Genomic DNA, 14978 nt, shown 5'->3' with positions numbered 1-14978 from the left:
GCAGAAGGAGGCGGACAGCTTGCGTCAGCTGAATAAAAAGATGTGCGGTGAATACATTCAATATCCTGAAAAAGTCCTTCAGTTCGGCGAAGGCAACTTTTTGCGGGCCTTCGCAGACTGGCAGATCGATCAAATGAATCAATTGACGGATTTTAACGGAAGCGTTGTCGCCGTACAGCCGAGAGGCTCTGAGAAAATCAAACGTTTAAACGAGCAGGACGGTTTGTTTACGCTTTTTTTGCGGGGGATAAAGGACGGAAAACCGGCTGAAGAACACATGATCGTCAAATCCATCAGCCGCGGCATTGATCTTTTTTCTGACTATGATTCCTTTAAACGGCTGGCAGCACAAGAGGAGCTTCGTTTTATCATTTCCAATACGACAGAAGCGGGAATTACGTTTGAGAAAGGCGACCGGCTTGAGGATAGACCTCAAAAAACATTCCCCGGGAAATTAGCGGCGTTCCTTTATTTCCGCTATAAGGCATTTGCGGGTGACGCCGAGAAAGGGTGCATTGTGCTTCCATGTGAACTGGTCGAAGAAAACGGACGGAAACTGAAGGCTGCCGTGCTTCAATATGCCGGGCTGTGGGAGCTGGAGCCTGATTTTACTCAATGGATTCATGACGCGAACATCTTCTGCAATACTCTCGTGGATCGGATTGTTCCCGGATTTCCTGTTGATACCACGGAAGAACTTACCGATTTTCTCGGATACGAAGACCGTCTGATTGTGGTCAGTGAGCATTATTATTTGTGGGTGATAGAAGGGCCGGAACAGCTTCAGAATGAGCTTCCTTTTGCTGAGGCCGGGCTGAACGCACTGATCACGTCTGACCTTACGCCTTACAGGACAAAAAAGGTGAGAATCTTAAACGGCGCTCACACGGCATTGGCGCCAGTGGCTTTACTATACGGACTGCAAACCGTCCGGGAAGCGGCTGAGCACGAGGTGACGGGCAGATTCATCGAAGAGCTGATCAATGAAGAAATCCTCCCTGTGCTGCAAATGGAGGGTGTCACCCAATACGCGGCAGATGTGTTACAGCGGTTTAAAAACCCTTATATCCAACATTATCTGCAAAGCATTACCCTTAACGCTGCCGCGAAATTCAAAACAAGAAACCTGCCGACGCTGAAGGCTTATATCGAACAGGAGGGCCGGCTACCTGAGAAGCTGGTATTTTCGTTCAGCGCCATGATCTATTCATACTGGAACGGACCGAACAAACCGGCTGACGGCGAGGAGGTTCTTAACCGTTTTCAAATGGCGCGGTCCCGTTGCAAAGATGATATGTTTCAAGCGGCATCTGCCATATTAGGAGAAGAGCGATTGTGGGGGAAGAATCTGAATCATCTTCCGGGGCTGACTGAACGAACGGCTTTTTTTCTGTCTGTCATTCATAAGCGGGGTATGAAGCATGCGTTACATGAATGCTGCGGCAAAAAGGGGGAAGTGAAATGAAAGAGGTCATAAAAATCCATAAAAACGATAATGTGCTTCTCGCCATGCGCCATTTTAACAAAGGGGAGCGGCTGCATACACACGGACTGACGATTGAAGTGAAGGACCCTGTAAAGCGGGGGCATAAAATCGCGCTGCAAACCATTGAAGAAAACGGCAGCATCATTAAATACGGTTTTTCGATCGGGCGTGCGACAAGGCGGATTTCGGCCGGCGAGCATATTCATACCCATAATCTGCAAACGAATTTATCCGATGTGCAAGAATACACGTATTCACCGCGCTTCGAGGACAATCCTTTTACAAATGAGAACCGGACATTTAAAGGCTACAAAAGAGAAAACGGTACATCCGGCGTCCGGAATGAACTGTGGATCGTACCTACAGTCGGCTGTGTAAACGGCGTCGCTGAGAAAATCCTGCAGCGCTTCGTAAAAGAGGCGAAAGACATTGCGCCCTTTGACAATGTGCTGGTTTTAAAGCACCAATACGGCTGCTCCCAGCTTGGCGATGATCATGAGAATACGAAACAAATGCTGATAAACGCCATCCGTCATCCAAATGCGGGCGGTGTGCTGGTTTTAGGGCTGGGCTGTGAAAATAATGAGCTGGCGGCGATTAAGGAAACGCTTTCTGAAGTGAATGGAGATCGGGTGAAATTTCTCGAATCACAGGCTGTCACAGATGAAATTGAAGCGGGGACTGCGCTACTTAAAGAGATACACCTTGCGGCAAAGGGAGATAAACGTGAGGAGATTCCGCTGTCAGAATTGAGCATCGGATTGAAGTGCGGCGGGTCGGACGGTTTTTCCGGCATCACCGCAAACCCTTTATTAGGGAGATTTTCAGATTACTTGATTGCACAGGGAGGGAGCACGGTCTTAACGGAGGTGCCTGAGATGTTCGGCGCTGAGACGATTCTCATGCAGCGTGCGGCGAGCGAAGAAGTGTTTCATAAAACAGTCCGATTGATCAATGATTTCAAGCAATATTTTATGAAGCACGAGCAGCCGATTTATGAAAACCCGTCACCAGGGAATAAGGAAGGCGGCATTTCAACTCTCGAAGACAAGTCGCTCGGCTGCACCCAAAAAGCCGGTCTTGCACCGGTTTCTGATGTGCTGACATACGGTGAAACCCTGAAAACAAAGGGATTGACACTGCTCAGTGCGCCCGGCAATGATTTAATCGCTTCTTCAGCGCTCGCAGCGGCGGGCTGTCACATCGTTTTGTTTACAACCGGAAGAGGCACGCCGTTCGGCACATTTGTCCCGACTGTGAAAGTATCAACAAATACCGATTTATTTCAATCAAAGCCTCATTGGATTGATTACAACGCGGGCAGATTGGCGGAAGACCAAACAACAGAAGATCACATTGTAAGAGATTTTATTCAATACATTATTAAAGTTGCAAGCGGAGAATGCGTCAATAACGAAAAAAACGATTTTCGGGAGCTTGCAATCTTTAAGTCCGGTGTGACGTTATAAGGGGAAAGGCGATCTGACAACAGACCGCCTTTTCGCCGTTGACTTATCGTTTTGCCCCTTGATGAATTGTGAATATCTATAAGTTATAATAATGGAATGGTGCCTTACATAAAGGAGATTTTTATAATATATATAATTATTATGGAAGGTTGATTTTCAGTCACATATTTCAGAGGGGGTCCTAATGAATAACATTTTATACATTGAAGATGACCAAGAAATTGGCCAATTTGTAAAGGGTGATTTAGAAGATCGGGGCTATATGATTATATGGCTCACTTCTTCCTATAATTACGAAACATATATAGAAAAGGCTGATCTGATCGTGCTTGATATAATGATGCCCGGTTTAGACGGATTTACAATCGGTCAAAGGATGAAAAAAACACATCCGCAGATCCCGCTCTTGCTTTTAACAGCCAGAACGGGTCTGGAAGATAAGCTGAAAGGCTTAGGATTTGCGGATGATTACGTGACAAAGCCCTTTCATCCCGATGAACTGGCTGCTCGAATCGAAGTATTATTAAGAAGATTTGACAAGACTGCCATTCATGAATTGAAGCTAAAACACTTAAGTGTTCACTTGAAAGAAAAAAGAATTTTAAATCATCAAACTCATGAGGAAATATTTTTAACTGATAAGCAGTTAAGGATTTTTTTGCTTTTACTTAGACATCCCAATCAAATATTAACAAAGGAACAAATTTATGAAAATATTTGGGAACAGCCCTATATCGAAGGGGATAAGACGTTGATGGTACATATCCGGCATTTACGGCAAAAAATCGAGATTAATCCAAATGAGCCGGAAATTCTAGAAACAATCAGAGGGATTGGATACAGGATCAAACAATGAAATTATCAACCAAATACCTTATTAATATCGTTGCCTCAATTTTGTTTTTCCCGATAGCCTTTTTAGGCGTGAATTTTCTATACTATGTCACATTAACATACTTGATTGATCACCAGGGGCAAGTACACTATGAACCAAATAAGTTGGAAAGTGATTGGAAGTCTGATGTGGAAGATTTTTCAGGGAAATCCAATCGGGAAATTACGTCTGCTTTCCCGCACATGAAGCAATATAAACACTCTGATATTGTATGGATAAATGATAAGGGAAAGGTGATGTTTTCGAACTCAGAACGGTTGGCCAAAAAGGGTGAGGTTATTCACGTTAGCGAATTGATTAAAATGATAGAACAAAACCAAAAGAAATATTTATTGCTGAGTGCTTATGTAAATGGGAGTGAAGACAGCGGATATGCATTTTTAGAAACTCCGCGCTCAATTATAGGATCTCAATGGGAGGTTATGAGAGCTAAGTATTCCTATATATGGTTTATCGCCTTGATTTTTGTCTGTTCACTTTTTGTGATTAATTCATGGATGTTTTTTGCGAAAATACAAAAAAGGTTAATTTCTTTGGGGAATCATATGAAAAAACAAGATAATGACGGCATACCGGAATTTGTAACAGTTAAACAGAAGGATGAACTGGGCCAAGTAGAATATTCATTCAACCAGATGGTTGAGGAACTAAGGAACAGCAGACAAAAAGAGCGCGAAGAAGGCGAAATCCGAAAAAACTTGATTGCTGATTTATCTCATGATTTAAGAACCCCTCTTACGGTTATAAGAGGGCATACATTTACGTTAAAGAATGAAATAAGCAGTGAAAATGGAAAGCATTCTTTAGGGATCATAAACGATAAAATAACGTTTATGGGCGAACTGATTGACAATTTGTCATCATTTTCTCTTCTTGCCGCAGGTAAATTGCCGCTTCATAAAAAGAGTTGTGACATATTAAAGATAATACGTTCTTCGTTAACAGCTTGGTATCCGATTTTTGAGAAAGAGCACTTTACAATAGATATTGATCTGAAGGAAAACATCGTATGGGAAATAGACGAGACTTGGCTGAAGAGAATTCTTGATAACATTTTTCAAAATGTTTTGCGCCATGCTCATTCAGGAAAATACGTTTCCGTACAGACAAAGCTAATTGAAAACAAACCCGCAATCATAATTGAGGATAGGGGCCCGGGAATGAATAATAAATCTGAAAGAAAAGGCGCCGGGATTGGCTTATCGATCATTAATATGATGCTTAAACAAATGGGACTTGAACATAAAATAAAGAGCAATCAAAACGGAGCGATTTTTATTATTTATCCAAACAGCAGTGAATACGTGAAGCCGTAGAGGCTTCACGTATTTTTTATGTTGAGAAATTTAAACGTAAATTAACCTTGATTATATCTTCTTTTTAACCTCGTAAGTTTATATTATAAACAGAACAAGGCGGAAAGGAATGATGAAAAGTGGGAAAGGCTGATCCAGCTTTAATATCCAAAGGTATCAATGTTTCTATAAAAAAGAAAGAAATTTTACATGATATAAATTTAACATTGGAAAAAGGTAAAATATATGGTTTGTTAGGTCCCAACGGTGCAGGAAAAACGACATTTCTTAAAGTTCTTTTAGGCATATTTCCTCCAACTTCAGGTGAAGTGATTTTTGAGGGAAATAACTTATATCGCAATCCAAATAATGATGTGATTCAGTCTATCGGAAGTATTATAGAATTTCCTGGCTTTTATGAAAATTTGACTCTTTTTGAGAATATTAAATTACATCTTAACTATTTAAAAAGATCAGCTTCTGATGAAGAGATAAATGAGATTTTAGGAAAGGTCGGACTTTTTGAACATAAAGATAAACTGTTTTCGCAAACTTCATTAGGAATGAAACAGAGGCTGGGAATTGCCAGAGCAGTTGCGCATGCTCCTGCATTGCTTTTGCTGGATGAGCCGACGAACGGTTTAGATCCATATGGTATTAAAGAAGTACGTGAAATGCTGATCCAAGAAGTAATGAAAAATGGAACCACAGTCGTTATCTCAAGTCACCTTTTAAGTGAGATTAATCTCATGGCCGATGAATTACTTATTATGAATAAGGGGCAGATTATTTTCGAGTCAGCCTTTATGAAAAATACGCAACATCTTTATTTATACAAAATTCCAGCTGAAGCGGGTATTAATTGGGCGGATATTGAGAAATTTGCGGATCATGTTATTTCAAGGAATAAACAGCAATTCGAGTTTATTTCAGTAATTCATCCGTCGGAAATGAAAGAGAAATTAAATTCTTGTGGATTTAACAAGGAATCTATTGACGGATTTAAGCTATCTTTGGAAGATCTTTATTTAAAACTGCTGGCAAAGGAGAAAGGTCATGAGTCTGTTAGTGCGTAACGAGTTTCTAAAACTTAAAAGACTGAAATCAATTTATGTTATTTTCTTTCTAAGTTTTTTGCCATTTCTCATAAACGGAATCGGTCTTTTGGCTATGAACGAAAATACAGATTGGAACAAATTTTATATGTTTGTTTTTAATCAGTATTCAATCCTTTTTCCAACTGTTATTTTTATTTTTTCAGGTTTTTATTTTTATTTAGAATTTAAAAACAGGACAATGCTGAATTGGATGTCATATCCGTATCATAAATTCAAATTGATATTATCAAAGCTAGCTGCATCTTTTCTATTTTTGTTTTTAATTTCAGCTGTTAATCATATTATTCACTTATCCACCTTGTTTTTCTTTTTTCGGGAAGATGTCTCAGCAAGCGACTTATTAAGATTAATAGCGACATCTTTTACTTCTACTACTTTGAGCCTGCTAACCATCCCGATTGCAGCTTTAATTGCTTTCTTAAGTAAAAATATAGTGGTTGTCATGATAACCGGTGTAGCTTCCTTTTTAATAATGACGATACTGTTAGCAAGTGATGTCTCAATAGTCTTTCCTTTTTCTTTTATTTATCGTTTCAGTATTCAAATTTTTGAAAGTGATATGGGATATTCCGATTCAATTCTTTTAGTTTGGGGATTACTGATCATGGGGCTGTATGTTTTGGTGTCCTTATCAGGATTATACGTATATTCGAAAAAAAACAGAATGTAAATGGAGGATGAGTATACATGGAGCAAGTTATTTTTGTGATTTCAATGCTCGCTTTAGGAGTTACACTGGTTACCTTTTTCGGAATGATTTTGAATGACGGATTAAGAGGAGTACTAAACTTTTCAAGAAAACCTGTAAAATTTATGACTGGATCATTTCTGGTATACATTGTTGCCTTTGCTGTTTATATTTTAATAAGTGTAAAGTAACTTTTTCATTTTAAGGGGATTCAAAGGGATTCCCTTATTTTCCTTAGTAAGGGGCTTGGTTACAAATGAAAGATAATTGGGTGAAGCTTAATATTGAGCAGTTTGTAAGGGCTTTTGTTTTCTCCTTATTATTGTTATTTATGCTTTTGCTTATAACAGGCAGCCAATTACAGTTTAAACAGTATAGTCTATTTTTTGTTCTAAGTATATTCGGCAGTAGTTGTTTATGCTTTACCTATGATGACAGAAATAAGACATATCTTCGCAGCCTGTTCCGTTTTTCAGAATTATGCCAAGAGGGATCCGATGCAGATCAATTGATAAAAGAACTAACCAATGAAATACAAAGTGTGTTTTCAGGAAAGCAGATTGCTCTTATAAACTATGACAAAAAAACATTAAAATTGAAAGGAAATCACATTCAGGTTCCTAACATAAACATTTCAAATCTTAAAATAGGAGAAATACGTGAAACCGCCAGCGGATCAATTCTGTTTATCGGGGAGAAGTGTGATACATTTGTTTTTATTCATTTATCACATAAAGGACACCCTATAAAGATTCGTGAAAACGAAGCAGATTGGCTGCGAATGCTGGCATTCTGCACAGCATCTGCACTTCAGAACAAATTGTTGATTCAAAAAAAAATTGATGAAATTATCATAGACGATCAACATAAATGTAAGTCAGCTGTACTTTCTAAGGTTTTATTTTCTATTTCAGAAATAGAGAGAACCAAGCTTGCACATGATATTCATGACTCTATCATTCAAGAGCTGATATTTGTATGCAGAGAATTAGAGTATCATGTTGAGAAATACAAGGATATTTATTACATAAGAGAAATTTTGCTGGACAATATCCAGTATATAAGAGAAAAATGTTTTGATTTAAGACCACCTTTTTTAATGGAGATGGGACTTCTTCGAAGCATTCAAGTCCTGATTGATAAACATAAAAGCAACTATCAGCTTGATATTGAATTCTTTGTAGATGTAAAAGATGATTCTATTTTTACAGAAGATATCACAATAAACTTTTACCGGATTGTTCAAGAACTGCTTACTAATGCTGTTAAACACTCAAAAGCCAGTTATATTGTTTTGACAATGATTCAAAAAAAAACAAGTCTTATGTTTGTTTACGAAGATAATGGAATCGGCATTGATTGGAATAAAGTAAATTCAAAAACAAACAGTTTTGGACTGACAGGGATCAAAGAGCGTATAAATTGTATGAATGGTATTCATAATATATCTTCAGGCGTAAATGAAGGATTGCTGTTAAGGTTTGAAATAAGTACGAAAAATGAATAGGGAGCGCTGACATGATAAAGATTTTATTAATTGATGATCATATTGGTGTTGCTCAAGGGACAAAAGCCATTCTTGAAAAAAGCAATAAAATGGGAGTAACAATATTGTCTTGCTGTAAAGAAGTACTTAATCACCTTAAGCATTACGAGTATGACTTACTTTTACTTGATTTATATATGCCGGAGTTAAATGGAATGGAATTGTCAAAAATGATTCTTAGAGAGAGTCCCGATCAAAAAATTATAATTTATACTGGTTTTGATATCTCTGTCCATTTCAATCTTTTGGTTGAAGTTGGTGTTTCCGGGTTCATAAGTAAGTCTTCAACAGAAGAGCATATGATAAAAGTAATCGAAAGTGTCATTGAGGGAGATACCATTATTCCTACTCATCTCTTTAAACAATTAAGAAGAACAGAAGCAAATACGTTCAACATTGATAAGCTTGAAGATAGAATAAGAGATATTACTTTAAATGAAAGAGAACAAGATATCTTAGCGGGCGTAGCGGAGGGAATGACAAACCGGGAATTATCAGCAAAGCTGTTGATCAGTCAAAGAGCGGTTGAATACATTCTTACTGGTGTGTACAACAAGCTCGGAGTAAAATCCAGAACAGAGGCGCTGATCAAAGCAAATCGATATTCATTAATTTCTATGAAAACTATATATGAGTAAGTGAATCGGGATTAACGGAACAGTTAATCCCGATTTTCTTTATAACTTATACTTCGGAAACGCGCAAAAAAAAAGCGCTTTTCCGAATATGACTTTTCGGTGCCTATAGGTAAAAGATCGTTTATCATAGATTTATAGAAATATATGGATTCAAATCCAATATATTTCAAAAACTCAAGGGGAGGAATATTAGTGAATGAGAAAATGTATCGTTTTGCCGGTGATTTAAGAGAAGAACTTGAGGAAATTTCTTTAAATGAATTCAGCGGAGGAGGAGGCGCAGAACAGCGGGGGATTTCTCAAGGAAATGATGGTAAGCTTTGTACGTTAACTTGGGAATGCGGTCTTTGCCCTACTCACACTTGCTGGTGTTAAAACAAATCCGAAAATAAGAAAATAGATTTCCAATGCTCTGGGAGATCCAGCTGTCTCCCTCTTTTTTAAAAGGAGATGAATATTAAATGAATTCGCTAACTAATATTCTATTAAGTAAAGAAAAAAAAGCTGCTGTCTCTCAATCTGATGAAAATGAGAATCTGTTTGATCGAAACTTAGAATTAATCTATAAGAATGATATTCAAATGGCCCAGGAAAGCATTAATAATGTGTTATCCATTCAATCAATTGATAAAGTGAAAAACTTATATCAAACCCCCCTACATAAATCCGCTTTTACAGTTCATGTTTTCGAAAACCTAAAAAAAGGGATCGCTCACCAAGCTATTAAAAAAGAAGACGTAAATGAAGAAATCATGTTTCACGTTTTTGCGTTAAAAGTGTCCTCTTACTTCAATGATCTACTTAAAAAATCAAAGTTTCCTTCTTATGACTATCTGCTGGAACAACCGGCTCTTTTTCATCATAGTATTTCAAATCAATTAGAAAAAATCATTTTAAAAGTATCCTATAGAACACTTGTATTGGATATGAATATGAATCGGGAAAAAGGTTTTTTGGCAGGGGAGACTCCTAAAGAAAAATATGGTTATTATAATAAAACTCTTTTGTGCAGTCCGGAGTATCTTAAAAGCTTTTTTCAACAATATCCAGTCTTATTAAGAGTGATTGGAAACGAACTAAGAAAATTTAAAAAATTCATATTGGAATTTATCTCGCGTTTTGAAAAGGACAAGCCTGAACTGCTCTCTTTATTTGGTTTTTCAGAACAAGTCAAAATAAGGGACATTGAAGTAGGAATGGGTGATTCTCATTCTGATGGGAGAAAGGTTACTAAAATAACATTAAATGAAGGCAAGCTTATTTATAAGCCGAGAAGTTTAGAAATTGATCTATTATATAAAAAGATAATTGAATTTTTGAATGAGAAAATTAGAGATCATGATATAAAATTGAGTACTCCGAATGTCCTTAGCAGAGACGGATATGGATGGACTGAATTTATATCTTTTAAAGCATGCAATTGTCTAAAAGATATTCAAAACTTTTATCAGCGTACAGGAGCTCAAATCGGTTTGTTATATGCATTGAAAGCCGTTGATTTTCATTCGGAAAATCTCATTGCCAACGGGAGCTATCCAGTTCTCATTGATTTGGAATCCTTATTTCATCCTGCATACCAGAAAAAAAAGGACGGGATGGACGCTTATGAAAAAGCTGAAACACAGCTTCATGAATCTGTCAGAGCATTAGGACTGCTTCCTTTTTTCTTTGGGGGCAAAGCCGACATCAGCGGAATAGGCCGGAAAGGGAAAGTAAAGTCGATCATTAAAGTTCCTCAGCTTATCAATTTAAAGACAGCAGAAATGTCGGTCAAACGAGACTATGTTGAAATTGATACAGCTAATAATCACCCTATGCTTGAGAATAAATTTGTATATGCAAAAGATTATGTCGAAGAACTGAAGCAAGGTTTTTCAAAAGCATATATGACTATATTAAAACATGCTTCGGAGCTGATTCGCATAATAGAAAAGAGCGAAAACAAGATATATGTTCGGTTTATATCAAAACCGACAATAAAGTATTCTGCTTTATTAGAATTAAGTTTTCATCCTAGATTTTTACACAACTCTATTGATAGAGAAATTTTCTTATCAAAAATATGGGAGAGACCAAAGCAAGAAGATGAATATCAATCTATTGTTAAATATGAGTTCAACGATTTAATTAATAATGATATACCTTATTTCAAAGTGAAATTGAATGAGAAAGACTTACTAAGCTCAAAAAATAAGAAAATTGAAAATTACTTTCCGGAAACACCAGCTCAAAGTGTAAAAGAACGAATTTCAAATTTATCAAAAGACGATTTAAAGTTTCAGCTCTATGTTATCGAACTGTCCATGCTTGCTTCGGAGGATGATCGGCAAATTGTTTTGAAAGAATTTATAACAAAAGAACCAGGACAATATGTAAATGTTTTCAGTAGTAACCAAGAAAGTATCTTAATAGAAAAAGCTGAGGAATTGGCCGCTTATATTTATAATCAATCTTACAATGCACACACAGATAAAGGAAGTTCGTATTCTTGGCTTAACGCTACTCCTATTGGAGTTGATGAAATTCAATGGAACTTATCCGTTATGGGTGATACCTTTTACGACGGGCTTTCCGGGATGGCTTTCACCTACCTGGCTTTATGGCGCGTCACGAAAAAAGAAAAGTATCTGGACATTGCCGAAAAAATTATGAAAGATGTCGTCTCTCGTTTTATTGATATTGAGGTGAAACCGGACGAAGACAGCAGTATGTCTGTAGGTGCTTTTTCCGGAGTATCTTCAATAGTATATACTTTAATGAATTTCTATATGTATACTAAGCGCGAAAAATATAAACAGGATGCAAAACAAATCGCTCAGCTTATTCCGTCTTTGCTTCCTTATGATAAAGAATTGGATATAATCGGGGGCACAGCGGGGGCTCTTATTGTAATGATACGTTCGTTTGAAATAGAGAATGATACATTCTTTTTATCATTGGCTGAACAATGCGGTTCATTTTTAATGAAACAAGCGATCTTTCTTGATGAGGATTTTGTCACTTGGGAAGGTATTGCAAATAAGCCGTTAACGGGTTTTTCCCATGGAAACGCTGGAATGATATATGCCCTTCAATTACTCGAGAAACATTCAAAACATCAAGATATAAGTATGTACATCCGAAAAGGGCTTGCTTTTGAAAATTCAAAAAAAGTAAACGGTAACTGGCTTGATCTGAGAAAAACGGTAAATGAAGCTGCAACATCTGCATGGTGCCATGGATCTCCTGGAATTCTATTAAGCAGATTAGAATTGAAAGATTCAAAACACTCTGATATTTCCGAAGTGGCCAAAAAAGATCTGAATAAAACCGTTTCTAACATTTTTTATGACGGTTTTGGCCGAGAGCAAAGCCTCTGTCACGGAGACATGGGAAATGCTTTAATACTGATCGAATATGGAAAAAGGACTGGCGAAAGTCAATTTGTAAATATCGGAAAAAACTTGATTTTGGAGAGTGTACAAGACAAAAATATAGGTTTCTACCAATGCGGAGTGGGAAGGGATGTTGAAACACCTAATTTAATGCTTGGTTTGGCGGGGATCGTATATGGAATGCTGTATGCAGCAGACGCGGAATTGCCGAATATTCTCAACCTTGAAATAGGACGTGTAGATACATTAGGAGACATTTATGAAAATTAGAAAAAGAAAGCTTCCGGTTATTCTTCAAAGAAATCAATTTGATTGCGGTATTACTTGTTTAGCCATGGTTTTGAGCAGGGCTGAGGGAATAAAAATCAATCCTAACAAATTGAAATTAAATAAAGAAATTATCGGAAGAGACGGCACTGATTTAATTGAAATGAAAAAGATTTCTGAAACATTCGATTATGATTTCAAAGCATTCCGCACAGACAATATAATGCAGCTTAAAGAGTTAAATAAAAACCATCCGCTAATTGTTCATTGGAATCATAATCATTTTGTAGTTGTCGACGCATTTGGCACAGATAACGTTAAAATTATAGACCCTTCGTCTGGCAGACTGACAATCACATTAGAAGAGTTCAAAACCTTCTATAATGGCATTTCTATTATGTTAATCAGAAAGAACGAACTTGAGAGAAAGGATAAGACTGCTTCGTCATTAAAAGATGTGTCTTCATTTAGAAAGATCGGAAAATATCTTTTGAAAGATAAAAAATTATTGGGGGTTATCATAAGTTTCACTTTTATTTTTCAAGCATTAAACTTAATGACCCCTTTTTTGACTCAATATATTATTGATTCATTTATTGACGGGAATGAGAAAATTCTTCCCATACCAATGCTTTTCATGATTGTTATTGTTTCAATCGTATTATTCTTTAGTCTGTCCTTAATCAGAATGAAATTTATTATCAAACTGCAATTAAAAATTAATAAGAGTATGACTGATAAAATAATTCATAAAATATTTAGTCTTCCATTAAAGTTTTTTGAGGCGAATACTGCCGGGGATATTTCAACTAGAATCCATAACATTGCTGTAATTCGTGAAGTCATTTCCAGGTTAGCGTCTACTTTGATATTAGATATCAGTCTTATATTTGTATTTTTCATAGTCATGTTTTTTTATTCCCCGATATTATCTTTTATAGTTTTATTGGGAGCAGCTATACAGGTGATGAGTACTAAAATTTTGCTTCCGAAAATTGAAATGTTCACAAAACAGGAAATAAATAGTCAATCAAATTTTCAGAGCCAGCTAATCGAAATTTTAAGATCCATGACGTTTATAAAAACAATAGGAGAGACAAGGAATATTGAAAGCCAATTAAATTATAACTTTAATCATCAACTAGATTATTTCTCAAAAAGAATGAATTATTCATCCTTACTGGGTGCGGTCTCCAATGCAATCAATCTATCTTTGCCATTACTTATTTTAATTGTGGGTACTTGGTCAGCAGCATCAATAGGCCTAACGCTAGGAGCAGTAATTGCTTTTTCTAACATTGCCGGACGGTTTATGTCACCGCTTGGATCAATTATCGGCAGTCTTGAGTCTATTAAATTAGTCGAAGAAATGGTAGACCGCGTTGAAGCTGTGCTGGACGAAAAAGATGAGGAAGTAAATGATAAAAGCAGTGAACTATTTAACCCGGCCGCTCATAATATCAGCTTGAAAAATATTGATTTCAGCTACAACGGAAACAATTATATTTTGAATAATATAAATTTAATGATTCGGCCGAGAGAAAAAATCACATTAATCGGAAAAACCGGATGCGGAAAGTCTACTTTGATTAAAATCATTGCCGGCCTTTATCAAAAAACAGCAGGAGAAATTTGCTACGGGGAATTCAAAATAGAGGACGTTAATATGGTTAAGCTGAGAGAAACGTTAGGTTATATTGTTCAAGATGTCAATCTGTTTAATGACACTATTATAAATAATATAAAATATTTCAATGAAAAAATAACAATGGAAGAAGTTGTACAAGCTGCAAAAGAAGCATGTATTCATGAGGATATTATAAAAATGCCCATGGGGTATCATACCATGATTGGAGAAAACGGTATTACCTTATCAGGTGGACAGCGGCAGAGAATCTCAATAGCCAGAGTATTAGCGAAAAATCCGCAAATTCTATTTATAGATGAAGGAACAAGCAATTTGGATAAGGATACAGAATTAAATATATTAAATAATATTTACAAAAAGGATATCACTGTAATTTCTATTACTCATAGAACCGAATGGCTCGAATTCTCCGAATCTGTCTACGAGATTGAAAATGGAAACTTAAAGACCATTAAGACCAAATATGAATCACAGCTGCAGCAGACTTATTAACTTGAAAGGAGGTGAAATATGGAATATGAAAAAGAACTTCAGCGCGTTGTATGAAACATCAG

12 protein-coding genes are annotated in these 14978 nt (G+C 36.6%); all 12 read left to right on the top strand.

The window, feature by feature from the left end; all coding sequences use genetic code 11:
- Positions 1-19 precede the first annotated feature (19 nt).
- A complete protein-coding gene (locus ACWHAR_RS08190) occupies positions 20-1465 on the top strand; it encodes a tagaturonate reductase (protein ID WP_032874548.1) in 1446 nt (481 codons plus the stop codon).
- Complete coding sequence (locus tag ACWHAR_RS08185) at positions 1462-2955, top strand: UxaA family hydrolase (RefSeq protein ID WP_021494038.1); 1494 nt, start codon at positions 1462-1464, stop codon at positions 2953-2955. The genes ACWHAR_RS08190 and ACWHAR_RS08185 overlap by 4 nt, the downstream gene beginning before the upstream one ends.
- 184 nt (positions 2956-3139) lie before the next feature.
- Positions 3140-3811: a response regulator transcription factor gene (locus ACWHAR_RS08180; protein ID WP_032874550.1), complete on the top strand. Its 672-nt coding sequence runs from the start codon at positions 3140-3142 to the stop codon at positions 3809-3811.
- Complete coding sequence (locus ACWHAR_RS08175; RefSeq protein WP_032874552.1) at positions 3808-5166, top strand: sensor histidine kinase; 1359 nt, start codon at positions 3808-3810, stop codon at positions 5164-5166. Before ACWHAR_RS08180 ends, ACWHAR_RS08175 begins: the two co-directional genes overlap by 4 nt.
- A gap of 119 nt (positions 5167-5285) precedes the next feature.
- On the top strand, positions 5286-6221 hold the full coding sequence (locus ACWHAR_RS08170; protein ID WP_065465011.1) for an ABC transporter ATP-binding protein: 936 nt from the start codon (positions 5286-5288) through the stop codon (positions 6219-6221).
- Positions 6202-6933 (top strand): ABC transporter permease, encoded by a 732-nt coding sequence (locus tag ACWHAR_RS08165; RefSeq protein WP_032874554.1) that lies wholly within the window; start codon positions 6202-6204, stop codon positions 6931-6933. Before ACWHAR_RS08170 ends, ACWHAR_RS08165 begins: the two co-directional genes overlap by 20 nt.
- A gap of 17 nt (positions 6934-6950) precedes the next feature.
- Positions 6951-7142, top strand: coding sequence for a hypothetical protein (locus ACWHAR_RS08160; protein WP_003154894.1), 192 nt, complete (start codon positions 6951-6953; stop codon positions 7140-7142).
- A gap of 65 nt (positions 7143-7207) precedes the next feature.
- Positions 7208-8458, top strand: coding sequence for a sensor histidine kinase (locus tag ACWHAR_RS08155; RefSeq protein WP_032874556.1), 1251 nt, complete (start codon positions 7208-7210; stop codon positions 8456-8458).
- An 11-nt stretch (positions 8459-8469) separates the two neighbouring features.
- A complete protein-coding gene (locus ACWHAR_RS08150; RefSeq protein WP_032871259.1) occupies positions 8470-9135 on the top strand; it encodes a response regulator in 666 nt (221 codons plus the stop codon).
- A gap of 192 nt (positions 9136-9327) precedes the next feature.
- A complete protein-coding gene (locus ACWHAR_RS08145) occupies positions 9328-9510 on the top strand; it encodes a plantaricin C family lantibiotic (protein WP_032874558.1) in 183 nt (60 codons plus the stop codon).
- Between the two features lie 86 nt (positions 9511-9596).
- Positions 9597-12779, top strand: a complete 3183-nt coding sequence (locus tag ACWHAR_RS08140) for a type 2 lanthipeptide synthetase LanM family protein (RefSeq protein ID WP_032874560.1) — start codon at positions 9597-9599, stop codon at positions 12777-12779.
- Positions 12769-14916: a peptidase domain-containing ABC transporter gene (locus tag ACWHAR_RS08135; RefSeq protein ID WP_032874562.1), complete on the top strand. Its 2148-nt coding sequence runs from the start codon at positions 12769-12771 to the stop codon at positions 14914-14916. The genes ACWHAR_RS08140 and ACWHAR_RS08135 overlap by 11 nt, the downstream gene beginning before the upstream one ends.
- Positions 14917-14978 lie beyond the last annotated feature (62 nt).

The organism is Bacillus sp. LR--39, from assembly GCF_053613335.1.
This window is presented reverse-complemented; position numbering and strand designations above follow the sequence as displayed.